Consider the following 24,897-nt stretch of genomic DNA (forward strand, 5'->3'; position numbering starts at 1 on the left):
AAAGTTAATCAATCAGCAATTGCTACACTTTCCTGATCCGGTGAGATCTCTGGGAAAGTTTGAATAAATGCTTTTAAATTTTGTCCATAAACAAAGGCAACCTGTTGATCTGGAAGGTGTGCCCCCAACATCAATCCAAAAACTTTTGCCACGTTCTGGGTATGTCCAGCAGCCGGTTTACAATACAGGTAGTGATGCTGCTCTACCGGGCTTTGTGCAAAAAACTGTTCCAGCTTTTTGACTGCCTTGATATCGGTCGCATCCTCGACCACCAGTACAAAAGGTTCTTCATCTTGATATTGTGGTAAATCATGTATTTCTAGCTCTTTGAATATTTGATCTAAATTATTTTGATGAGCGACCAGCTTTAAGCTTTTTAAAGGCTGTTGTTGCGCCAGCTGCACATCCGGATGCGCCAGACAAGTGCTACCGACAAACTCGGCAGGTGTATAGGCACTCATTCCCCACACCTTTTCATCCACGATTTCCTGATCAATTTCTGAGTCTGCAGCAATAATCAAGGAAATTTCATGCGCCTGTTTCTGGATGCGCTCCACTAACTCGACCATCTGCTGCTCTGTCGATGCGGCACTGATAAAATGATATTCAATATGGAATTTTTGTGGAATGATGCCCAGATCATAAAAAATGCGCTGCAGCATTTCATTACTACTTTGGTCATTCCAGGTATGTACCACATCCTCAGACAGCAAAATATGTAAATTTAACTTATCTAAACGATAGACCTGCTCGATCTGCAACTCTTCACTTTGTTCTTCCCCTGAAAATCCAGGATCAATCCATGCAGGATGCATCCGGTATTCATGCAGGTTCTGGCTTTCGTAAAACAGGCTGGAGCGCTTTAAATGATCAGAGATGGAAACAAGTACATCATGGTGCTGTTCGATCTGATGTCGAATCAATGCCATGATGCGTTGTTGGCGAATAGCTAAAAACTGTGACTCATCCTCGTCATCCGGACCCAACTGCTGATCCAGCTCCTCAATACGATAGGATAAAATCGGTAATCCCTGAAAGCTCAATAAATGCGGATCCAGTTTCGGGCTGGCAAACTCTTTAATCCCCGTCAGGATGGCATCATTTTCACCCAATGCATTATAGACCGCAGCAGAGTACAGATTGACATTCAACCATTTACTTGCCTGAGCAATCGGCGCTTGCTCATCTTCTGCCTGATTATTATTTTGCTCAGCGGCCAAAGCCTGTTCTTTTCTCTCTTTATATTTTTGATAGCCCTTATAGATGAGCCAGGGCGAAAGTAAAATAAAGGTAATGACAACAGGCAGAATCAGGAAGTAATTAATCAGGTCTGCAGATTCAGGTAAATATTGCGTATCTCTCCAATAGAAGATCACAATCAGTGCCACCAGAATAAAACAGGTGATTAACGTTGCCAGGATTTTCTTGATCATTATGCGGCTCCTAAAAGTGCATAACGCGTTTCACTGTTATGTTGTAATTGTTCTGACGGCATTAAAAATGCACCTTGTCCCAAGCCCATTGCATGCGATGAATCCAGCGAAATCGGGCGAATTTCACTTTTGTCGAGAATCAAGCGCACATCAATAAACAAGGTCGGACTGCACCAGGTCTGGATCAGATCTTTTAATTTTTTATTCAGCGGCTGATTCGGTAAAAAAGCCAGATACTGTTCGCGGTTTAATGGGCCAATTTGAATTTCTATTTTCCCGTCAATCTGCTCAACGGTATCCCCACAAAAGGTATTAATGCCCAGTAAACTTGGGTGACTGCCGCCCAAAGTGGTTTTCTGCTCATCGCCCAACTGGAATTTCTCTTTAACGAATTCCTGAATCTGTACCTGCGTATCAAACACCCGTCCTAAGATGGTTTTCAAGGCATGGGCAGTATTATTCTGTCCCTGCATCAAACCAGAAAATTCGGCAAAATATTCATCCAGATCATGCTGCTGATGCTGGGAGCGAATATAACCATTTAAGGCATGTAAAATATCGAGATAGTGATTCTTTTGTTCAATCTCATAACGTACCGGTAAATTATAGGCAATACTGGCATCGACATATTTGGTCGTGAGTTTATGGTTAAACAATCCCAGAAAGGCTTTGATTTCGAGACGTTGCTGGCGTGAACTCTGCTTGAGTTTATTAGTATAGGTATAAGGCAGTGCACCCTGGGTACCGGTTAAACCGACCACCAAATTGGTCAAATGAATCCGCTGTTCTTGATAACTCAGTTCCTCAATTTCGGTTGCAGGGAAACTTAAACTAAATGAGGTTCCAAATTTGAAATCATCTGACCAGTCCTGCTGACGGGATGGTGCAGGTAAATGCCGTAATAACCGTGTCGACTGAATAAACTCAAATGAGCCGGCTTTTTTAAAAATCTGGTCGACTACAGAAGAGTCTTGCCACCAACGTTCTGCACGCATTGGTATATCTCCTGCTGATTAAGACTGTCTTTTACGACCACATCGACAAAACTGTTAATCTGAACTTTCAGATTAAACACATGGCTGAGCAGCTGACTGAAAATATATAAACTATGCCCTCTAAACACACTCTTGTTGACTGCAAGCTCAGCTTTCACCCCTCGAATGAACATCGGGAAAGGCTTGGAATTAACCAGTTTATTGGTGGTTGAAAAGCTCAGTTGCTTGAGTGCATCAATCAGTAAAATATTTTCTTTTGAGTGCGGCAAATTATATAAGGCCAATAGCTCTTTGACATGACTCAACGCATCCCCTTTCATCAAGGCCAGCGTATTCAATGAAAGATGAGAAATAATCCGCCACTGCTCATTTTTATTCTTATCAAAATAGAAAGGCGAAGTCGGACGTTTTAAAATTAATGCCCGTCGTGCCAGGCTGCTGTCATTCAGGTTCAGGATATTATTACTTTGACTTAATGCTTCATGCGGCAAATCGCCATTTGAGCAGAGTAAGCGGGTACTAATAAAATCCGATTTAATTTCATAAGGTTTCAAATGTTTTGAAACGATTGAATAGCCCATTTGCGTGGTTTTATTTTGTGCGGGTACATAATTCAGCGAATAAAAGAACTGTACTTTATCATTATGATAATGACTCATTGCAAAAAACGGCAATACCGGCAGATGGGTTTGTTCCTGATTGGTTTTTTCCCGCACCATATTCATTTCAATCACCGAATAGACCTGATAAAGCTCAGGATGATGTGCATCGGTGATGAGTGGATATTGTAATTGGGTATGTGAAATTTTCTGCGGCTCAGCCTGTTTTTCAAACAAGTTGATTGCAGGTGTGGTAAACAACTTAAAGTTTGCGACATTCAGTTCGGAATAATTCCGTACCACCGCCTGATCGTTTAAATTGAGCTTGAGATGGATCAGGATTTCAAACTGATTCTGCTGACCCAGCAAGCCTTTTAAGCGGCTTAAATCCAGATTGAGATAGTTAAATTTTTCAGGAAAACAGAAGTACTCCATCAATAAACGATAGGCATGATGGGTATGCTGATCAATCGGTAACAGGCTTTCCTGCTCGGTAAACCCCATCACCTCAAACGGATTGCTGATTTCTACCACGCGCGGCCCGACAAGGAGCGCAAAGCCGGTATCTTTACGGAAAATACTGTCCAGCACCTGTAATGGAAAGTTTGAAATCGCATCCAGATAAATCGGCAGTTTCTCATCCAGGATCCACTTTTGTGCCTCATTAAAAATTTCAAATTTCAGGCTTAAAGTCGCATTCTGGTTCAAATGCATATGGATACTGGGTGAGGTTTGAAACTCAAGCTGCGTCAATGAAATCGGCAATAAACGAACTTCATTGGTGGTATTAAACTCGCATTGAACGCCTTTAAAGCTACGCGATTTCAAGGCTGTTTTTTGTGGAATGACATGTGCTGCCGTGAGCTGTTTCAGTTTATTTATATCTTCAAAGCTGACCACTGTACAGGCAGGGAAATGACGTAAATATTGAGGAAACATCACCTCAAACAGTGAATGGGTAAATACGTCGTAACTGTCTTCTAGTTTTTTATCAATACGTGCAGCGATCAGGGAAAAAGCCTGAATTAACCGTTCTATATGCGGATCATCAATCTGTTCCTGATTTAAGGAAAGGCGCTGCGCAATTTTGGGATACTTCTGCGCGAACTCTCTGGACTGTTGACCGAATTCTTGTAGTTGTTTTTCATAATACGGTAAAAGTTGCTCTATCACAGTTCGCTCACACTAGGTTCTGGCAGAAATAACATATTGTTGTGTTGTCGGTTTGAGTAAAGCGTCAAAAAACACAGGCTCATATAAAGGATGGATATTTAAGTAAGCTTGAATACTCAAACACAGTGAACCCATATTGTGACCATCTAATAACATCTCGACTTTTATCTGTCTCAGTCTTGGCTCATGTGCAGCAATTGACTGCTCGATTGACTGGCAAATTTTATCCCGATCCAGCGGGTTGGCGGTTGACAGGCCAACGAAGTCAATAATTCCAAACTGCAAAATCGATTTCTTGGCGAGTGGATATTCATCCATATCACGATCAAATTGTGCAATCCGACTATTGAGCAAGTCTTCCAGATCCCGAGCAACAGACTCTCGTAATTGCTGAATCGACATGCCTCTTAAATAATCTTCCTGCTCAGGCACCAAACGATCAAATAAAGTTGACCGGAAGCCATAAGGATATAAATGATCTAAATTCATTTTTAAGAACAAATCTTGGAAAAATAGAGGCTAATAGGCAACTATTAACCTCTACTAGAACATCACGGTTTCTATTACGCAGCGTATGACGCTGTGTTGTTAGAAAGTGACCATTTCTTCGTAACAGCACCTTTCGCAGTACCGTTAATGTCTTGTTGGTTATATGTCCACTCAACAGCAGCATATTTCAAACCAAATGTTTCAGTAGGAACGCCTTCCTCATTGACAGTTGGCGTTACGCTTGAAACAAGAACGTGTTTCAATTTGATTTGTAAGTACTTGATACGCTTGTCACCATTTGCACGGTAGTAATCGATTTGTACTTCATCAAAAGTGTAACCTGCAGAACATGCTTCCCAAAGTTTTGGACTAGTTGCATCCAAATCTTTAACGAAAATCATGTCTGAGTGTTCAACACGTTCAGCAGTATGACCACCAACGCTACTAGAAGTCGCAGATTTTGGTTGACGAATATTATGAGACCAAGAGTTAACTTCAAGCCAACCTTTGTGTTCAGAATCGCGAGATTCTCCGTCTACCTTGTACTTGCCACGAAACTCAACATATATATCTTTCATTTAAACATTACCTCTATTTTATTTAAAGTTATTATCTAGCTGATCTCATTGTTAATTTGAGGACTGAGGTAGTTCAGTCACGAGTCGTAAAGAAACAGACAACTCATCCAGCTGGAAATGTGGTCTTAAGAAAACCACAGACTTGTAGTGACCCGGCTGAGCTGGATCTTCTACAACTTTTACAGATGCCTCACGAAGCGGATATTGTGCTTTTGCTTCCTGAGATGCACCATCATCTAGCAAGACATATTGAGACAACCATTCATTTAAGAAGGCTTCAACATTGCCTGCAGATGCAAAACTTCCAACTTTGTCACGCATCATTGCTTTTAAGTAATGCGCAATACGTGATACTGCCATGATGTACTGGATCTGGCTCGAAAGTGCAGAGTTGGCATTCGCCGTATCGCTGTCATATTTCTTCGGCTTTTGCGTCGATTGCGCACCAAAGAAAGCAGCATAGTCTGTATTTTTACAGTGAACGAGCGGGATGAAACCAAGATCACTCAGTTCTTTTTCACGACGGTCTGTAATGGCAATTTCAGTTGGGCATTTAAATACCACTTCGCCATCTGAAGTCTTGAAGGTATGCACTGGCAAGCCTTCAACCAGACCACCACCCTCTACCCCACGAATCGCCGCACACCAGCCATGCATATCAAATGCATTGGTTAAACGGGTACCGAAGGCATAGGCCGCATTCATCCATAAATAATCATCATGGTTTTCACCAGAGACATCTTCGATGAAGTTAAAACCTTCAGTCGCAGTTCCCTCTTTTGGATGATATGGTAGACGACCCAACACGTGAGGCATGGTCAATGCAACATAACGTGAGTCTTCGCTGTCACGGAAAGAACGCCATTGCACGTATTCGGCAGTTTCAAAGATTTTTGAAACATCACGTGGACGATCAATATCCGTAAATGATTCAAGGCCTAAAATACTTGGGCTTGCCGCTGAAACAAAGGGTGCATGTGCTGCTGCAGCCACATGAGAGATCTGTTCCAGTAAATACATATCTGACGGTGTACGATCAAACTCGAAATCACCAATCAGGGCCGCATACGGTGCACCACCGAATGAGCCATATTCTTCTTCGTAAATCTTTTTGAACAGTGTGCTTTGATCGAAATCAGTTGCACCCTGAAAGTCTTTCACTAACTCTTTTTTCGTCGTATTCAACATACGAATCTTGATCATCGAGTTAGAAGGTGTTTCTTGACAGAAATAGTAAAGACCACGCCAGGTTGATTCAATTTTCTGGAATTGCTCATGATGCATGATCTGGCTAAGCTGATTGGAAATTAAGGCATCAATCTCGGCAATACGCTTATCAATCGATAAGGTCATGTTCTCAGAAACCGTAATGGTTCCCGCCATCACTTCCTTTGCCAACTCACCAATCAGGCTTTTTGCACGAACATGTTCATCATCATTACGTGCAATACGGCTTTGCTCAACAATGGAGTCGAGCAGGTTTGCTGATTCAGCTTCCACACTTGCAGCAGTAGCTGCCTGTAAATTACTCATTGTCAGCCTCCGCACTTAATTGACGGACCTGATCGGTATTTTTCAATACTTCATCCAACAAGTCTTCCAGACGTTCACTGTTTGAAATCTTGTTGCGTAAATCCGTTAAACGCTCACGCGCCGCAACCAGTTTACGCAATGGATCAACTTGCTGTACCACCTGTTCTGGGCGGAAATCTTCCATCGAGTTAAACGTTAGGTCAACAGACATGCGACCACCCTCTTCAGTCAAGGTATTCTCAACTTGGAAGGCTGCACGTGGTGCCAATGATTCCATGACTTCATCAATGTTATCGAGATCTACATTGATGAATTTCTTATCTTTTAATTTGGTTTTCTCTAATTCGGATGCTGCAGAGAAATCACCCATAACGCCGACAACAAAAGGTAATTCTTTTGACTCTTTACCGTCACCAACTTCAACATCATATGTCAGCTGTACACGAGGAGGACGTATGCGTTGCAGTTTCTTCTGTACGCTTTCTCTCTTTGCCATAACTTTCTACCCTTGCTTATTATTTCAACGAATCAAAAGGATTCGAGCCTGTCTTTTGAACAGTATTTGGTTGTTTAGTCACTGGTGCTGCCGCAGCCGCTGGTCGCTTAGGTGCAGCAGTACGAGTTACATTATTACGTGCTGGTTGGGTTGTAGGTGCTTTTCTGTTTGTTGTACGTCGAGTATTTGTATTCGACCACGTATTACGAACTTCTTTCTTTAAAGATTCGTCAGTAATGGCTTTGCTGGTTGAGGTATCAGGTGCTGGCACAGCGGCACGAATATTGTCACTCAACTGTTTTGCTGGTGGATAGGTCAACTCGTTGCTTAAATAACGCATTTCACTTGAGCGCATATGCTGAAGTGATTCATTCGCCAGTTCAACACTTGCTAAAAACGCTATATCGGTTAACGCTGCACCACGTACATTTTGCTCTTGTAATTGTGTCACCAGCTTTAAGGCATTCATGGGCTGCTTGATTTCATACATGCGCATTGCGGCTTGAGCTAACAGGTCATTGACACGCGAAGCATTATCTTTATCACAAACTTGTTGATAAATTCCCAATAGCGTTTGATCCGTCTGGTTTGCCACCAACGGATTCTGTTTAATACATTTGCTTTTTAATTTAATTGGTTTCGCAGCCTGCTCTTCAGCATAAACTGAATTGCCGATTAAACCAGTCGCTATACAAAGAATTGATATTACAATACCTTTTTTCAAAATATGCCTCGTCATTATTTAACTTATAATTGAAGAGCTGACAATTATTGTTAAAAAACCCTCTTACTCGTCAATTTTTGTACATTTACATCATTTCCGCGAATTTAACAAAAAAAACACACATAAAGTCAATACCAGTTACGTTTATTAACATTATTAAAGTTTCATGACAGACATTCCTGTAAAAAAAAACTTAAATAGCGTGCATTTTTTGTTTAAAAGTGACATTTTTTGTTGTAGAATAATCTGTATACTCGTGTAGAGTTTAGTTAAGTTTTTGATTTTATTCAAAAAATATTTTTAAGAGAAAACAACCATACCAAGTTAATACGTGCCGAATAGAACTTGGTATTTAAAAATTACTGTGAGTATTAAATGAGTAACTTAAAGGTTTTAATTACAAAACTATCACCTCCTACTCGTACTGCATTAGAAAAGTCAGCAAATTACTGTATTAACCAATTAAATTATGAAATTGAGATTGAACACTTACTGGTTGAGCTATTAAATCAAACACCTGCCAATGATTTACACATTTTATTAAAAAAAAATAATATCTCTGCTGAAGCCTTAATTAATGATTTAAAAGAAACTATCGGCTCTTTGCCAAAAGGCAATACCCGTACCCCTATTTTCGCAAAATCAATTGTAAGATTATTTGAACAGGCATGGTTGTTGGCATCTGCTGAACAAACACCCGTGATTCGTAGCAGTCATTTACTGATTGCCCTGCTCACCGCACCAGATTTACAACAGATTGCGTTCAGGGCTTCGAGTCTATTTGAACTGTTCCCGATTGATACCATGAAACACAAGTTTCTGGATATTTGCGGAAACAGCACGGAACAGCCAGCCTCCGAACCATCTGTTACTTCTGATCTATCGTCAGATGACACTCAAGCCCCCACCACAACGACGGTAAAAACGCCTGCACTTGATCAATATACGATTAACCTGACCGAGAAAGCCAAGAAAGGCGGCATTGATCCGGTCATTGGTCGAGAGTTTGAAATTCGCTTGATGCTCGATATCCTGATGCGTCGCCGTCAAAACAACCCGATTTTGACCGGTGAACCTGGCGTAGGTAAAACAGCAGTGGTAGAAGGTCTTGCCTTAAAGATTGCACAAGGTCAGGTACCAGATGCACTTAAACATGTGCATCTGCATGTATTAGACATGGGTTTGTTGCAGGCCGGTGCAAGTGTTAAAGGTGAATTCGAGAATCGTTTAAAACAGGTGATTCAGGAAGTTCAATCTTCAACACACCCGATTATCCTGTTTATTGATGAAGCACATACCCTGATCGGCGCAGGTGGTCAGGCAGGGCAAAATGACGCTGCTAACTTGCTTAAACCGGCTTTGGCACGTGGTGAACTAAGAACCATCGCCGCAACCACTTGGGCTGAATATAAACAGTACTTTGAAAAAGATGCGGCTTTAAGTCGCCGCTTTCAGGTGGTCAAGGTTGAAGAACCGACTGAAGAAGTCGCGATTGACATGCTACGTGCCATGATTCCGGTGATGCAGAAGCATTTCAATCTGCAAATTGAGGATCAGGCCATCATTACTGCTGTTCAGGCTTCTCACCGTTATATCAGCGGACGCCAGCTTCCGGATAAGGCCGTCAGTGTGCTGGATACTGCAGCCGCACGTGTTGCCTTAACCCAAAATGCGCAACCGGTGGTGCTCGACCAGTTAAAAGCGCAACAGCACAACCTGAAATTAGAACAGCAGATTTTAAGCAATGAACATCAGCACTTCCCGATTCATCATGAACGTCTGGAAGAGCTCAATCAACAACTGGCTTCTTTGGATAAAGAAATACAGGATGTTGAAGTGAAATGGCAGCAAGAACTGGATTTGGTCAAACAGATCCAGCAACTTAGCAAGCAAGATGAGACGGAACAACATAGCACTCAGGTCGCTGCTTTAAGAGATCAACTGACTCAGTTACAAGGTCAGACTCCATTGGTCTTTGAGCGTGTCAATGCACGCATCATCAATGAGATCATTTCCGACTGGACCGGTATTCCGGTTGGCAATATGGTCAATGATGAAATCAAACAGATTCTAAGCCTTGAAGATAAGCTCGGTGAGCGCGTTATGGGGCAGGATTATGCATTGAATCAATTGGTAAAAGGCATCAAGACCTCTAAAGCCAAGCTGGAAGATCCAAATAAACCGCAAGGTGTATTTATGTTGATCGGTCCAAGTGGTGTAGGTAAAACAGAAACTGCCCTTGCCTTGGCCAATGAGTTATATGGTGGCGAACAGCATCTCATTACTATTAATATGTCTGAATATCAGGAAGCACATACGGTTTCATCCTTAAAAGGTGCGCCTCCCGGTTATGTCGGTTATGGCCAAGGCGGTGTATTAACTGAAGCGGTACGTCGTAACCCTTATAGTGTTGTGCTGTTGGACGAAATTGAAAAAGCACATAGTGACGTTCAAGAACTGTTTTATCAGGTCTTCGACAAAGGTACCCTGGAAGATGGTGAAGGCCGTGTCATCGATTTCAAAAACACCACCATTATCCTGACCTCGAATACAGGTTCTAGCGCCATCATGCAAGCCTGCTTAAATCAGCCTGTCGAAGAATGGCCGGATGCGGATGACCTGATCGAGCATTTAAAGCCAAGCTTGTATAAACAGTTCAAGCCCGCATTTATTGGTCGTATGCGCATTGTGCCTTACTTCCCTTTACATGATGATTTACTGGTTCGAATCATTAAACATAAGCTTGGGAAGATTGTTGCACGCATTGAAAAACAATATGCAACTCAGGTGCAATATTCAGACGATTTGATTGAACTGATTTTAAGTCGTTGTACCGAAGTTGATAGCGGCGCACGCAATGTAGATAACATTTTAAACTCAACCGTTTTACCAGCACTTGCGACAGAAATTCTGGTGGCTTTAGCTGAGCATAAATTGCCGAAACTGATCAACATTGATACCAAAGATGATGAAATCATCTATCAACTTGATCCTGTTGCAAAAACCACAAAAAAGCGTACCAGCAAAAAAGCGAAAGCAGAACTTTAAGATTGAGCCAACACTGTGATACATATGGATATTAACCCATTACTGAACCCGATTAATGAGCAGTCGCCTTGTGGTGAAGATTACTCTTTTTCAAATGAGTTCCATGCCATTAAAAAAGCCCGGACTCAAGATGATCTGCTGCTTGATCAAGGCGATTGGGTCACAGAACCGAAACAGGCCGATTGGGACTTTGTTGCAGCCACATCAATTGATCTACTGCAAACCAAAAGTAAAGATATCCGTATCCTCACCTGGCTGTCTGAAGCCTGGGCCAATCTCTATGGCTTCGAAGGGATTGCCAAAAGCCTTGAGCTCAGTCATCGCTTGCTTGAACAATACTGGCTGACACTACATCCAGAAGTAGAAGATGATGATCTGGATCAACGGATTGGATTATTACAGGGTTTAATTAACCAGTTACCCCTGCTCATTAAAAAAGTCCCCTTGATCAATCACGCTCCTTTTTATCATTTACTCGACTATGATAACTTTCTTTACCATGAAAATATTCGTCGTAAACAGAGTGATGACTATGAAAGTGCGAGCAGTACCAGTGAGCTAGAGCAGTTTGAGCAGGCTTTACTGAATACAGACAAAGCCTTCCAACGCCAGAACTATCAACATTTCAGTGAGATTTTCCAACAGTGGTCGACCCTGAAAAATGTGCTGGATGGTTTACTTGGTCTGGATTCACCAAGCTTTGCTGCAATTGACTCTAGCCTCGATCATATTCATATTAGTCTGAAGAAAATTTATAAAACAGAACAGTTTGAGCAAGTGACTCAAACCGTGGCGACTGACAGTGAAACCGCTATGACCACGACACCACAAAATCTGACCGCTCAGCCGACTGTAGCTCAAGCGCAACCGACCTTTCAGCCACAAGTTCAATCGCATGTTGAAAATCGTGAGCAAGCGATGCGCGTTTTACAGGAAATCGCGACTTATTTTCAAAAAAATGAACCGCATAGTCCTGTGAGCTATATGTTGCAAAAAACCATTAAGTGGAGCCAAATGCCACTACATGAATGGTTAACCCAAGTGATTAAAGATGAGCATCCGTTACAAATGCTGCAAGATACGCTCGGTGTGCAACCAAAGAATGAATACGAATAATTGTTGGTAAATCGATATGTTTAAAGCAGAGAAAATTCTTTGGGGTGAGGGCCTGTTTTTACGTCCTCAGCATTTCCAGATTCAGGACACCTACCACGAGCAACGCTTGAATCATACGGTTCGGGCGTTGATTCCGCATGCGTATGGCGTCCAAAAGCTCAAATTTGATGAAGTACAACTTTCAACCCATATTCTGGCTTTAGAAGAGGCTGAAATCATCTGGCAGGATGGTGAAATCTACCATGCACCTGCACAGGATCTATTACCAGAACCTTTATTGCTGGATGATTTAAATTTGCAAGGTGAAATGATTGTTTACCTTGCCCTGCCTATTTTGCAGGCGAACAAGAAAAATATTGCAGATGAAACCCGCTCGCTGTCGAGCCGTTATCATAACTATCTGTCAGAAACCCATGACCTGTTTACCGATGCCAGCCCAGCTGAGCTGAGTCTGTTGCGTCGTCGTGCTGAATTCAAATTGCTTGATTCACATATTCAGCCGACCCAGAACCTTGATGGCTTCTTGTATTTGGCTGTAGGAAGATTAAAACGCCAAAGTTCAGGTACATTTGAGCTGGATAGCAAATTCATTCCACCGATTTTACATGTGGCTGCGTCAGAGTCTTTAATCAATAACCTAAAACGTACCTTGAATGTAATTAAGGCCAAGATTAAAACCATTCAAAGCAACAACCGTGAAAACGAACAGAAACTGATTGAGTTCCGTTCCGGCGATATTGTTTCATTCTGGTTGATCAATGCCCTGAATACTGCTTATGCGGGATTGAATCATTTACTGCATTATCCGCAAATTCATCCAGAACGTTTATTCTCTGAATTATTGCGTTTGACTGGCTCCCTACTAACCTTCTCAACGGCTTATGATGTCGACCATTTACCGCATTACAAGCATCATCAGCTGCAGGATAGTTTCCAGCAACTCGATGTTATTCTGAGAGATTTGCTGGATACTATTATTTCAAGCCGTTATTTCAGTATTGCCTTGAAAGAAACACGACCATCCTACTGGGTCGGCAGCCTTGAGTCTGACAAGATTACCCGTGATACACGTCTTTATATTGCAGTTTCGAGCAGCATGATGCAAACCCATGAACTGATCCAGATCGTGCCGTTACGCTTTAAAGTGGGTAGTACCATTGACGTTGAGCAACGTGTGATTGCCGCCCTGCCTGCAGTTCCACTGCATCATTTGATGCAAGTCCCAACCGCAATTCCAGTGCGTTCCGGTGTGAGTTACTTTGAAATTGAACCGCATCATGAACTCTATCAACGTATGCTTGAGTCAGAATCCATCTGTGTCTATGTACCAGCCGGTTTCCAAGATATCAGTATTGAACTCATTGCTGTAATGAATAGTTAAGAGAATCACAATGACTCAACATCCAGCGGGTATTCCTTCTTTATTTGATGATGGCAAAATCGGTTCAGGCTTACCTAGTACTGACCAGCCACAGAATAAGGCACAAGCAACAAATCTGATCGATCTGTTACATGATGGATTTTATTTGGTGTTCTTGCTTCGTAACCGTTATATCCCCTCAAATCCGGGTGATTTTCGTGAAAAAATTCTGGATTTACTCAACCGTTTTGAGCAACAGGCGAAACGACTGCAATTCTCTGCAGAGGATATTCATGATGCGAAATATGCATTTTGTGCCTTGATTGATGAAACCATTGCCACGCAACAGGATGCAGCTTACTTTAACTTGCAAAATAGCTGGCTGATCAGCCCGCTACAGTTGAGCTTATTTGGCTCTCAGTTGGCAGGTTATCGCTTTTTTGAGATTCTGGAACAGCTCCGTAGCCGCGGCAAAGAACGTCTGGCCTCGCTTGAAGTGTTTCATTACTGCTTACTGCTAGGCTTCCAAGGTAAATATCGTCTCGAATCGGTGGAAAGCCTCAATCATCTGGTGGCACGTGTCGGTGATGAAATTGATTATCTCAAAGGCAAGAAAGCCGCGTTCTCTCCTTTTGCCGCGATTCCCGACCAGATCAAGCATATTATTCATCATGAGCTGCCATTTTTCTGGATCCTGATTTTCTTATTGTTATTCGCAGCACTCGCCTTTGCAGGGTTAAAGTTTATGCTGAATAAACAAAATCATAATGCTTTAACACCTTATCAAAATGTGATTTCAGCGCCAGCGGAAGAAGCACATATTACTATCCATTTGCCTTAGTTGATTGAAGTATGAGTCAGGAAAGAACCACCTCTTTACGCATCTTACAGACAAATAAGAAAAAAACGTTATCCCCTGTGATCTATTTACTGATTGGGTTTATTTCCGGCATTATTTTGACCACACTATTCTTCTTTATGCTGTCCACGGGAACAGGATCATCCAGTGAATATGCCGAACCGACTCAAGCGGTAGCAGAAAATACCACGGTACTTCCAGTCACCAAACATACACCACAGACAACCGAAACTGTTGCTCCTGTTCAATATGAAACAGCAGAGTCAGAAGAAGACAGTAACTTTACCCAGCCAGGTAGCAATGACCTGAACAAATTCTTCCAGCGCACACCACCGGCTGCGGCACCTGCTCAACCCGTACAACATGCCTCACCTTTTGCCAATGAACCGCGTAGCAAAGCAGCTCAAGCTGTTACCCCAGTAAAAGCGGCGCCTGCAAAAAGTGAAGCAGTACCAGCCAAAGTGGTAAAACCCGCTGCTCAACCCGCCAAGGTTGCACCAGTGAAAGAACCTGAAGCCGAAGCACCTGATGCAACCGTACAGATTAAAGTCACCCAGAAGCCTTTCGCTGTAAATGAACTCAAATAACAGATGATCTGGTTTATTTTTCTCTGCTTTGTCGGGGTTGCAATTGGGCTGACCTTACTCATGTCCTATGAGCTGCGTTACAAATGTACGCAGCTTTTACAATCCCTGCTCCCCAGCGGGAAAAAGAAAATCGCCAATGCCATGCAGTTTGCAGAAAATATGCATCAGGCAGCATCTCCAGAAAAATTACAGTCGCATTGGCATTTGCAACAATGGTGGATCCTGATTGCAGGTTTCTTTCTATTTGCCAGTATTCTGGTTTTTGCGTTTACCCGTCCGATCAGTTCTACACGAATTGAAGCAGAATATTTAAAGGAAACTGATCCACAGGTCTATGCGCTCCTGAATGGCGAAATGCTGAGCCCTCCACCAGATGTGGACGAGAACCTGATTCAAGATGCGATTGTAGAAGCAACGCGTTTAGAACAGGCCTATCAGGCTCAACATACCACAGACCCGAGCATTGATGCGTCACAAATTGAAGTACCGCTCACCCATTCTCATGGCAGTCTGGATTCATCAATGGTAGATCGTAAATGGGATAAAATTAATCCACGTTATAAGCAGCGTTTACTCATGGTCTTTAAAATCATGAAAGAACAGCATGGCTATGAACTGGTATTACTCGAAGGTTATCGTAGTCCGAATCGTCAAAACATGCTGGCAGGTAACCCGAATACCACGCGTGCAAAAGGCTATCAAAGTTACCACCAATTTGGTCTGGCTGCGGATGTTGCCTTTAAACGCAATGGTAAAGTGGTAATTAGTGAACGGGATCCGTGGGCAATGCGCGGTTATCAACTCTATGGCCAGGTCGCCGAATCGGTTGGCTTGACTTGGGGTGGTCGCTGGAAATCAATTCAAGATTACGGTCATACCGAATATCGTATGCCGGGTTTAAAGAAAACCAAGGAAATGGCAGATCAACTGATTGCTGAAGGTCAATTAACAGCGCGAACAGGTGATTCATAGTTATTAACATATCTAGACAGATTATCTGATGATGATCTGTCTCTATTATTCCAAATAAAAAAACTTCATAAGACTTTTAATAATATCGTTTAAATTATATTTTCACCAAATACTGGAATAGACACGATTCTGCTCAATTTTGATTTGCATAGCTCATAAATATAATCAGTAACCGAAACGATTATAAAGGCGAAAATAAATGAAGCAGCGATATCAAAAGGAAAATGCACACCGACATACACTCTGGACCAGCCTACAATAACTCCCAGTAATAATCCGATACTTCCTATTTTTCTAAATCCTGACAACAGATAAGAAAAGGCAATGGTTGCTACGGTAAGGGTATGCATACTCGGGAACGATGAGGTTGAACCATGCCCAACTAAAGTATGCCCCAACCCCATCGCAAAGGGACGAGGGTGATAATAGAAAGCATGGATCACTTGGCTAAATAGCAAGGCGACCAATATGAATATTAAGGTCTTTATAAATTGCGTTCTGTACTTTTTATCCTTAAACACGACAGAAACAATCAGAAATCCGAATAAACAGCCAATCAGATTATGCGAAGCAAATATAGCGATTTTATCCAAAAATGAATTTTGAGTCGCAGCTGCATTAACCCACTGAAACAAAGCAATATTGACATCTTCAATTGACATTGCCAATCGATCCATGATGATTTGATCGTGGAAAGATTAAAAATAATAGCTTAAACAAAAATTAAAATTACCAAATGATTAAATATAATCTTCAACCTCAATTTAAGCTATTTTTAATACTGATATTTTAGTGATATTCCTCTAAACATGATTTATAAGGGTTTAAGAACACACCGCCCCCTCTATTCTGACAGGAGCTTTTGCATCCAATGCCGCGATCGATACGGCCATGGCATCAATCACGCGACCCAGTGAAGCACTTGCAGTGCTCACAATGGTTGAAATTTGAGGATTGCTGGCGGTGACAGGCTGGCTGAATGTCATCCGGCAAGCCAACTGCTGATTCTGGGTAGAATTTTGATCGATCGTAATATTCGGATCGTTACGTTTAATAATCCATGCCACTGAAACTTCAACATTCTTGGTATTGGCAGAAGCAGTATTCACAATATCAAAATGGGAAAAATCCGTCGCAACCTGATAAGACACCTTTCCACCGATCATGCCACTATTATAGCGATCGACGGCGCCCAGCTTCTGCTGCAAACCGGCAGATAAATTATCTCTTAACTCTGACCCTAAGGTTGAAGTCCAGCGTTCATTATCCAGAATATTTGAGCGACCATTGGTTTCCTGTATGACCAGCGGTGCGCGATTGATTCGATCCGGCAAGCCTACAGGCAAGACTTCGATCACCTTCACTTTAGAGTTTGGCAAAGGCGTGACCTTATTGGCCAAGGTATAATAATTCGGTGTAGGTGAGCCAGAGCATGCCGCTATCACTAAAGTCGTGGCGCAAATACCAGCGCCGCGTATCGCGTGCTGAGCCGTGAATGCTTTGTTAAATATTGTCATCATCATTTATTGCTCTCAGCTTTTTTCCCGCGAATCAGCGATTCAGGATGTTGTTCAATATAATCGGCCATTAACTGCAAAGATGCCGCTGCTCTGGTCATTTGTTGTAATGCCTTACGCACGTCCTGCTGCATCGGTGCATCACTGGATAAAATTGATTCACTCGATTGCATGGTTTTACGCACATCATTCAGGGTTGCCTGTAAACCAGGGGCCACTTTACCATCCAGCTGTTTTACCAGTTTGTCAGTTGATTCGATGGTGGTATTCATATTATTTAAGGTTTTACGTACATCCTGGCCAATCTCTTCAAGCGGGAACTTACTTACCTTATCGGCAATCTGTGACACTTGCGCCTGTAATCCACTCAGCTCTGTCGCAGTGGTTGGCACCTCGGCCCGCCCATCTGGACGCATGATCAAAGCAGCAGGCTTGGCTTTTGGAAATTTATCAAATGCAATGTAGTTCTGCCCTGTTAACAGATTGCCTGTACGCATTTGAGCACGCCAACCTCTCTCAATAAAGTATTTAAAAATTTCACCATCTGGATCAAGTTCTTTACCATGAGCCAAACGTGATGGATAAATCACCGCATCCACGCGCATACGCAACTGGGTATAATTCTGATTAAACTCCACATTGATGGCTTTGACATTTCCGATTTCGATGCCCATAAAGTCGATTGGTGCACCTGCAGTTAACCCTCGTAAAGAATGATCAAAATACATGATAATCGGACGCGGTTTACCATCAGGCTCTTTCATGGCCTCTTTGCGAGAGTCTGACAAGGTAAAATAACTATGGTTAGGCGCAATGCCCGCGGAAGAGTTTTCTGGATAACCGAATGCAATCCCGCCCGCCACAATACTCGCAAGGGATTGGGTATCCAGATTAAACCCTGAAGCATTCAGGGTGACATCTACCCCGCTGGCCTGCCAGAAGCGTGCATCGGTGGTCACGAACTTATCATAAGGTGATTGAATAAATGTTTGTAGTTCTACACTTTTTCCATCATTCGCCAGTTTATACGCCGTAATTTGCCCGACATTAATTCTGCGGTAGTAGATCGGCGCCCCAATATCCAGTGAACCTAAATCCTGTGCTTTTAAGAAAAATACTTTCCCCGGTATATCCGAGGAAACCACTGGTGGCACCTCAAGTCCAATAAAGTCTTCCTGCTTTTCTTCGGCCTTGCCCCCATCCACTTCAATATAAGCCCCCGATAACAAGGTATCAATGCCGGATATCCCGCCCGTACCGATACGCGGTCGCACTACCCAGAAACGAGAATCTTTCGCCGCAAAATTACTGGCATCTTTACGAAATTCAATTTTGGCAATGACATGGGAACGATCATCCGACAAATCGATCTGGCGCACCAGACCAATATCTACCTGTTTATAGCGAACCGTGGTTTTCCCTGCGACCAAGCCCTCTGCAGTACGAAATGACACTTGAATGGTCGGACCAGTATCCAGCACCGCTTTGGCAGCAAGTGAAAGCGCAATTAAAAGTGCAATAAAGGGAACCAGCCAGATCAACGCAGGTCTCCAGCGCCCTTTCTTTTTTTCAGGTTCCGCAAGAACCGGATCCTGTTGAGTTAACTCGTTCAGGCTCGCTTCGGAATCTTGGCTATGGTGTGTATTTTCTGACATAGTGTTCGTTCTTTTATGGGTCAAAAACAGGGTTTTTATACAGTTTTAACTTTTCAGTTGATGAATCGTGCTTGTCTTTAAATCTTCAGCCTGTGGGTCATGCACTGAATTTGCCTTGAAATAATTATCCCAAATAATCCGCGGGTCAAAACTCATTGAAGCAAACATGGTTAAGACCACTACAGCCCCAAAGGCCACCGCACCGGGCCCTGCCAGAATGGTGGCAAGCGACTGGATCTGGATCAATGCGGTCAATAATGCCACTACAAATACATCAATCATCGACCAGCGTCCAATAAACTCAACAATCCGATACAACAATGCACAATGTTCAGGTGAAAAATGCAATTTTGCAGAGGACTGCATGGATACCGCCACCAGTAGAAAGACCAGAATCAGTAGTTTTAAAATCGGGATAAAAATACTGGCCATAAAAATAACCACAGACACCAGATAATCGCCATTTTGCCAAAAATAAATGACCCCACTGATAATGGTATCTTGCTGACGGCCCAATAATGAATCTGTAACCGTCATGGGTAAGACATTGGCTGGAATATATAAAATAGCAGCCGCGACCACCAAAGCGAAGGTGCGATTTAAACTTTGGGGCTTACGTACATGCAAGCTGCTGTTACATCTAGAACAATGTACATGCTGTTCCTCAACCGCTTTATTCGCAGCAACGTTGAGTAAGCCGCAACAATGGCACTGGATCAAGCCCACCTCTTTTGCCCTGAGATAGTTTTTAACCTTTAAATCAGCAGCAGCAAGATGAGGCGCCATCATTCCGATTTCGTCGTCTTTATCATTATTCATCCAAGACTCCGATCAACTTCGTCCCAGAGGTCCTTGATCTTTACCGAAGCAATATAGACCAACAATACACTTAATAAGGTAAATGCCCAGAGCGCCACCCCCGGAATCACGGTTACCATTCCGACCAGTTTGACCAAGGTGACCAACACCCCGATTAAAAAGACTTCAACCATGCCCCAAGTACGGAATAAAAACAGCATCCGGAGTGCTGGAGTTAAATATTTTGGCCGACGCTGAAATAGAGTGATACAGGACAGTACATAACTAAGCAGTAGCAATTCAAGCAAAGGGACAATAAAGGTCGTAATCAGGATCAATACCCCGACCAGTGCCCGATCAATATGGAACATGGTCCATGCCGCACCGATCAAGGTGGTTTGTGAGGTATTGCCTTGCAGCTCCACAATCACAATCGGAAAACTGTTGGCAATCACAAATACGATTAATGCCGTAATCACTAAAGCCAGCAGCGCGGAAAAGGACTGGCCTCTACGATACAATTCTGCACCGCAACAGGTACAGTAAGCCCGTTCACCCGCTGACAGCTCTACCCTACGGTAAATCGCATCGCATTCTTCACAACCTGCCAGTTCAGTGAGTCTGACCTGCTGACCGATTGCTAAGGGCTGATTGTTTTTATTCGCCATAACGCCCTGCCCATTGTAAAAATTCTCTCGTATTTAAACTTATATCAGTTATACCTTTTCTGTTCACAAGCACAACTACAGCCGATCATTGTTACACAATATATAAACATATCAGCAATTAAATTGTTTATTAAATCCAATCAGCAGATCGAAGCGTGACTGACTGCATTTCGAAATATTGATCCATAAAAAAAGGAGAGGCACTAGAAAATATCTAGCAGCTCTCCGTCGATAATATAATTTTTAGATGAAATAGATGGCTTAATTAATTTTGTTTTTATAAAAAATATTATAGCTGGCATAACACGCAATAATGAACAGAATACAGCAGATAAAACCAACCTGCATTGAAGGATCTGTCACCATGCTGATACAGGTGATCACGCAGAATAAACCGCCTAGAATCGGGGTTAACGGAAATAAAGGTGCAGCAAACTTAAGGTCTTTGACGGTCTTACCTGATTTAATCCATTGTCTGCGGAAGTTAAATTGACACACACAAATCGAAATCCACACCACCACCATGGTGAAAGCAGCAACACCGAGTAAGTTCTTGAAAATCGTTTCAGGAGCAAAATGTTCTGACAATAACCCCGGAATTGCACCAAACATAGTGACAATAATCGCAATAATCGGTGTACCTGAACGGGTCAGTTTTGAAAATACTTTTGGCAATTGATTCTTGGCAGACAATGACCACATCATGCGTGAAGCTGCAAATAAACCCGAGTTTGCGGCAGATAAAAGCGCAGTAATGATTACAAAGCGGATAATGTCTTCTGCATATGGAATGCCGATGTAGTTAAAGACCGTAACAAATGGGCTATTGCTGACACTGTTGGCATTTAAGCCTGCCATTTCATACGGCAGTAACGCACAGATCACCACAATGGTCCCGACAAAGAAAATCAATAAACGCCAGATGGCCGCATTGATGGCTTTTGGTACGGTTTTGGCTGGCTCTTCTGCCTCACCTGCCGCCACGCCGATCAGTTCCGTGCCTGAGAAGGCAAAATTTACAATCAGCATGGTCGCAAAAATCGGAAAAATCCCATTCGGGAACCAGCCATGTTCGGTCAATTTACTAAACAAGGGCGCTGACTCATGCCCATGATAGGAAATCAGGCCAAAAATTGCGGCTAAGCCCAAGCCAATAAAACAGATAATGGTCAAGACCTTGACCAAAGATAACCAGAATTCAGACTCCGCAAATAGCCGCGTAGAACTGACATTCAGGGTAAATACCAGCCCTGCAAATAATAAGGTCCACGTCCACATGGAAATAGATGGAAACCATTCCTGCATCAGTAAGGCCGCAGCGGTAAATTCGGTGCCTAGCGTTGCCGTCCAGGTCAGCCAGTACAACCAGGTAATCATATAGCCCGTTCCTGGGCCAATATAGGTTCTGGCATACTCACCAAACGATCCGGAAACCGGCATATGTACCGCCAACTCGCCCAAACACAGCATCACCATGTAAGCAATCACGCCACCCAGCAGGTAAGAAAAAATCGCGCCCACGGGACCAGCCTGAGAAATCACGTCACCCGAGCCTAAAAATAATCCGGTTCCGATTGCACCACCCAATGAAATCATCACCAGATGACGCTTGGTCATGGCACGTTTCAATGGTTTGCCGACTTCAATCCCTGCGCTAGAAGACCCCGCTAAACTGGCGACATCCTGCTGTGGTACATATTGTCCACTCAGGGCCTGGCCCGATGGAAATGTCTTTTCGTTATTGTTACTCATACATGGTCACTCCAACTGTATTCTTATGACAACCTGTCCTTGCTTTTGATTCATAAAAACGAATATCTAGATGATATTACTTGAGGCGTTTTGTTCTACTGAACATCCATATTCAAACTCCATGTATTACTATTCCATAACGGCATCTAGCCACTGCAATGGCGAGGTCTTATTTGATTTCTTTTAATATCAAGCCAGCCCGAAGCCCTGTTTTCACATTCGAGTTCGGGAATAAAATCCAGACTTGCTGATCATGCGCAATATAGGCCCCGGCTTGCTGTGTTGCAATCTCTTCACCTTGCTGGAAAGTAGAAAAATTCGGTGCATCCGCGCTCAGATTCAGTTGAAAATCTTCACTTTGCTTTAAAATGGAATCCACTACCTTAAACTGGCGAACAGCGGATTTCTGTCTGACCGGTAAAGGCTGCTCTGAAAGTACTGCACGCAGCATCAGGTCAGTACTGGCAAATTCGGCCAGATCATTTTCACCAAACGGCTTGGCCTTGCCTAATTCCAAAGTACTGCTGGCGGCCTGAAAACGTTCAGTGCTGAAATGGGTGAAGGTTTTTCCAGCCGCATTGTGATAGACCAAAGCATCTAGATTGGCAGCATTCAAGCTTTGAATCAGGAAGTCATCATAAGGCTGTGTCTGATACGGAAATAAGGCAAATACGGGCAATAACGAAGCGCGAATAGCGGTATGCAAATCATAGTGATAACGTTGCGTCGCAAGCTGATCCTGTTCAAAGAAGGCTGCTACCGCCTGCTCCAATTGTGCAGCCCGAGCAGTTTCCTGATCCTGAATTAAATTCTGATATCCACCGCAGAACATCCGATTCATATCATTTTCAAGATAACGAACCCCTTGTCGGATTGCAGCAGGATTGCCCAATACGAAAAGCACACGAACCGCCAAAGCCAGCTGGCCGGCAAACACATCCTGAATGATCTGTGCCAGCATTTCGATCGGTGCAGTTTCATTGCCATGAATACCGGCAGAAAGTACGATGGTTTTTCGATAAGCCGTTTTTGGCGTACATTGCAATAGCCCTTCACCAAGCCATTGCCATGAAAATCCAGCCGTTTCACCTTGCTTTTGCTCAGGTAGCTGTTGTGCCAAAGTCAACGCGAGTAGATCAACCATGTACTTTCATCCTTAAAAGCCGTTATTAAATATTTATCTCTGGAAGTGATAAACCGAACCTAAACCCAGAATCTTGGTGAGCTCATCCAGTGCAGTACGACTCTCGATCAATAAATTTGGATCGGCCAAATCGTCCTGGGTTAACTCGTCACGATAATGCTGATCGACCCACTGATTCAGGGTTTTGAACAATGCATCATTCATAAACAGGTTTGGATTCACCGCAGCAAGTTCCGCCTCATTCACCGCCACACGCAAACGCAAACATGCAGGGCCACCGCCATTACGCATACTTTCACGCAAATCAAACACCTTGATGTCATCAATAGGCGTACCCATTTGAATCATGTCACTCAAATAGTCCCACACGGCTTTGTTCTGGCGTGATTCTTCGGGTACCACAATGCTCATGCCACCATCTGCACGGGTCAGAATCTGGCTATTGAACAAGTAAGTCGATACTGCATCATCCACACTCACCCGATTTTCCGGCACTTCAATCGAGATAAAGTCTTGCCCGATCCCCGCCATTTTTTCACGGATTTCATGTAATGCATCGGCCTGATTTAAAAAGGCCTGCTGATGATGGAACAACACCTGTTGATTACTCACCGCTATCACATCGTTATGGAATACGCCCTGATCAATCACATCCGGGTTTTGCTGAATGAACACCGTGCGTTTGGCATCTAGACGATGTAAACGCGCAATCGCTTCACTCGCCTCACGGGTTTGGCGTGCTGGGAATTTCTGCGGTGCCACAGTTCCACCGAGTTGTTGCTGACCATAAACAAAGACCTGTACACCGGCCTGATCATAAGCACCACCGAGGCGGTTATGATTGGCTGCACCTTCATCACCGAACAGTGCTGCTTCAGGCAATGCTTCATGGTGCGCGAAATATACATCATTGTTGAACATTGCTTGAAGAATACGTGTGGTCGTATGATGCTCAATTGATCGATGGAACTTATTATTCAGGTTTGCCGCAGTAAAATGCATGCGACCATCCGCGCTATCTGCCGATGGCGACACCGTACATGAGTTCGCAGTCCACATTGATGATGCTGAACTCAATGATGATAACAATGCTGGCGCAGTGCGCATGGCTTGGGTAATGACATCAATATCACTGCCTGTAAAACCCAAACGGCGTAGCGTTGGCACATGTGGACGCTCTTGTGGGGCAAACACGCCTTGCTTGAGTCCCAAATCCGCAAGCGCTTTCATTTTCTTTAAGCCTTGCTTTGCGGCCAATTTCGGATTGGATGCATTATTCCGGTTTTTAGTCGATGCGACATTGCCATACGATAAACCCGCATAATGATGGGTCGGTCCCACTAAACCATCAAAATTAATTTCATAACCTGACATTTTTTTCTCCCTGTGTCCCGATACAAG

General features: G+C 43.1%; 22 protein-coding genes. 6 read left to right on the plus strand and 16 right to left on the minus strand.

Features of this window, described 5'->3' with window-relative positions; translation table 11 throughout:
- Window positions 1-8: 8 nt before the first annotated feature.
- The 8 genes from ACNQO6_RS02175 to ACNQO6_RS02210 form a co-directional block, all read right to left on the minus strand.
- Window positions 9-1,433 (minus strand): hypothetical protein, encoded by a 1,425-nt coding sequence (locus tag ACNQO6_RS02175; protein ID WP_440207957.1) that lies wholly within the window; start codon window positions 1,431-1,433, stop codon window positions 9-11.
- Entirely contained in the window at window positions 1,433-2,428 is a 996-nt protein-coding gene (gene tssG / locus ACNQO6_RS02180; RefSeq protein ID WP_440207958.1) for a type VI secretion system baseplate subunit TssG, read from the minus strand. The genes ACNQO6_RS02175 and tssG overlap by 1 nt, the downstream gene beginning before the upstream one ends.
- Window positions 2,392-4,200 carry a type VI secretion system baseplate subunit TssF gene (tssF, locus tag ACNQO6_RS02185; RefSeq protein WP_440207959.1) on the minus strand — a complete coding sequence of 603 codons (1,809 nt, stop codon included), beginning with the start codon at window positions 4,198-4,200 and terminating at the stop codon, window positions 2,392-2,394. Before tssF ends, tssG begins: the two co-directional genes overlap by 37 nt.
- Before the next feature lie 12 nt (window positions 4,201-4,212).
- Window positions 4,213-4,689, minus strand: coding sequence for a type VI secretion system baseplate subunit TssE (gene tssE, locus ACNQO6_RS02190; protein WP_004771197.1), 477 nt, complete (start codon window positions 4,687-4,689; stop codon window positions 4,213-4,215).
- Between the two features lie 74 nt (window positions 4,690-4,763).
- Window positions 4,764-5,267: an Hcp family type VI secretion system effector gene (locus tag ACNQO6_RS02195; protein ID WP_004654761.1), complete on the minus strand. Its 504-nt coding sequence runs from the start codon at window positions 5,265-5,267 to the stop codon at window positions 4,764-4,766.
- Window positions 5,268-5,318: 51 nt separating this feature from the next.
- Window positions 5,319-6,800 carry a type VI secretion system contractile sheath large subunit gene (tssC, locus tag ACNQO6_RS02200; RefSeq protein ID WP_343579459.1) on the minus strand — a complete coding sequence of 494 codons (1,482 nt, stop codon included), beginning with the start codon at window positions 6,798-6,800 and terminating at the stop codon, window positions 5,319-5,321.
- On the minus strand, window positions 6,793-7,296 hold the full coding sequence (gene tssB, locus ACNQO6_RS02205) for a type VI secretion system contractile sheath small subunit (protein ID WP_005229256.1): 504 nt from the start codon (window positions 7,294-7,296) through the stop codon (window positions 6,793-6,795). The genes tssC and tssB overlap by 8 nt, the downstream gene beginning before the upstream one ends.
- A gap of 19 nt (window positions 7,297-7,315) precedes the next feature.
- Window positions 7,316-8,020 carry a hypothetical protein gene (locus tag ACNQO6_RS02210; protein ID WP_440207960.1) on the minus strand — a complete coding sequence of 235 codons (705 nt, stop codon included), beginning with the start codon at window positions 8,018-8,020 and terminating at the stop codon, window positions 7,316-7,318.
- Between the two features lie 375 nt (window positions 8,021-8,395).
- Between ACNQO6_RS02210 and tssH the strand changes: the two genes are divergently transcribed.
- The 6 genes from tssH to ACNQO6_RS02240 are packed head-to-tail and all read left to right on the plus strand — an operon-like array spanning window position 8,396 to window position 15,962.
- Window positions 8,396-11,068 (plus strand): type VI secretion system ATPase TssH, encoded by a 2,673-nt coding sequence (gene tssH, locus ACNQO6_RS02215; protein WP_440207961.1) that lies wholly within the window; start codon window positions 8,396-8,398, stop codon window positions 11,066-11,068.
- Between the two features lie 24 nt (window positions 11,069-11,092).
- Window positions 11,093-12,184 carry a type VI secretion system protein TssA gene (gene tssA / locus ACNQO6_RS02220; RefSeq protein WP_440207962.1) on the plus strand — a complete coding sequence of 364 codons (1,092 nt, stop codon included), beginning with the start codon at window positions 11,093-11,095 and terminating at the stop codon, window positions 12,182-12,184.
- Between the two features lie 16 nt (window positions 12,185-12,200).
- Window positions 12,201-13,565, plus strand: coding sequence for a type VI secretion system baseplate subunit TssK (gene tssK, locus ACNQO6_RS02225; RefSeq protein WP_440207963.1), 1,365 nt, complete (start codon window positions 12,201-12,203; stop codon window positions 13,563-13,565).
- A gap of 10 nt (window positions 13,566-13,575) precedes the next feature.
- Window positions 13,576-14,385 carry a type IVB secretion system protein IcmH/DotU gene (gene icmH / locus ACNQO6_RS02230; RefSeq protein ID WP_005284332.1) on the plus strand — a complete coding sequence of 270 codons (810 nt, stop codon included), beginning with the start codon at window positions 13,576-13,578 and terminating at the stop codon, window positions 14,383-14,385.
- 11 nt (window positions 14,386-14,396) lie between these two features.
- Window positions 14,397-14,990: a hypothetical protein gene (locus ACNQO6_RS02235; protein ID WP_440207964.1), complete on the plus strand. Its 594-nt coding sequence runs from the start codon at window positions 14,397-14,399 to the stop codon at window positions 14,988-14,990.
- A gap of 3 nt (window positions 14,991-14,993) precedes the next feature.
- Window positions 14,994-15,962 (plus strand): M15 family metallopeptidase, encoded by a 969-nt coding sequence (locus ACNQO6_RS02240; protein WP_440207965.1) that lies wholly within the window; start codon window positions 14,994-14,996, stop codon window positions 15,960-15,962.
- A gap of 89 nt (window positions 15,963-16,051) precedes the next feature.
- Here the strand turns inward: ACNQO6_RS02240 and ACNQO6_RS02245 are convergent, their stop codons facing one another.
- From ACNQO6_RS02245 to astB, 8 genes are all read right to left on the minus strand, one after another.
- Window positions 16,052-16,624, minus strand: a complete 573-nt coding sequence (locus tag ACNQO6_RS02245) for an undecaprenyl-diphosphatase (protein ID WP_440207966.1) — start codon at window positions 16,622-16,624, stop codon at window positions 16,052-16,054.
- A gap of 162 nt (window positions 16,625-16,786) precedes the next feature.
- Entirely contained in the window at window positions 16,787-17,482 is a 696-nt protein-coding gene (locus ACNQO6_RS02250; protein ID WP_440208069.1) for a PqiC family protein, read from the minus strand.
- Entirely contained in the window at window positions 17,482-19,134 is a 1,653-nt protein-coding gene (locus ACNQO6_RS02255) for a PqiB family protein (RefSeq protein WP_343580571.1), read from the minus strand. The genes ACNQO6_RS02250 and ACNQO6_RS02255 overlap by 1 nt, the downstream gene beginning before the upstream one ends.
- 45 nt (window positions 19,135-19,179) lie before the next feature.
- Entirely contained in the window at window positions 19,180-19,953 is a 774-nt protein-coding gene (locus ACNQO6_RS02260) for a paraquat-inducible protein A (RefSeq protein WP_440207967.1), read from the minus strand.
- Complete coding sequence (locus ACNQO6_RS02265; protein WP_343580576.1) at window positions 19,950-20,600, minus strand: paraquat-inducible protein A; 651 nt, start codon at window positions 20,598-20,600, stop codon at window positions 19,950-19,952. The genes ACNQO6_RS02260 and ACNQO6_RS02265 overlap by 4 nt, the downstream gene beginning before the upstream one ends.
- 261 nt (window positions 20,601-20,861) lie before the next feature.
- The gene (locus tag ACNQO6_RS02270; RefSeq protein ID WP_343580578.1) at window positions 20,862-22,352 is read right to left on the minus strand and encodes an amino acid permease; all 1,491 of its coding nucleotides are present in this window, start codon (window positions 22,350-22,352) and stop codon (window positions 20,862-20,864) included.
- Between the two features lie 169 nt (window positions 22,353-22,521).
- Window positions 22,522-23,496, minus strand: coding sequence for a succinylglutamate desuccinylase (gene astE / locus ACNQO6_RS02275; RefSeq protein WP_440207968.1), 975 nt, complete (start codon window positions 23,494-23,496; stop codon window positions 22,522-22,524).
- 33 nt (window positions 23,497-23,529) lie between these two features.
- On the minus strand, window positions 23,530-24,870 hold the full coding sequence (gene astB, locus ACNQO6_RS02280; protein ID WP_262755172.1) for an N-succinylarginine dihydrolase: 1,341 nt from the start codon (window positions 24,868-24,870) through the stop codon (window positions 23,530-23,532).
- Window positions 24,871-24,897: the final 27 nt, after the last annotated feature.

The organism is Acinetobacter calcoaceticus (genome assembly GCF_051947995.1).
GTDB lineage: Bacteria > Pseudomonadota > Gammaproteobacteria > Pseudomonadales > Moraxellaceae > Acinetobacter.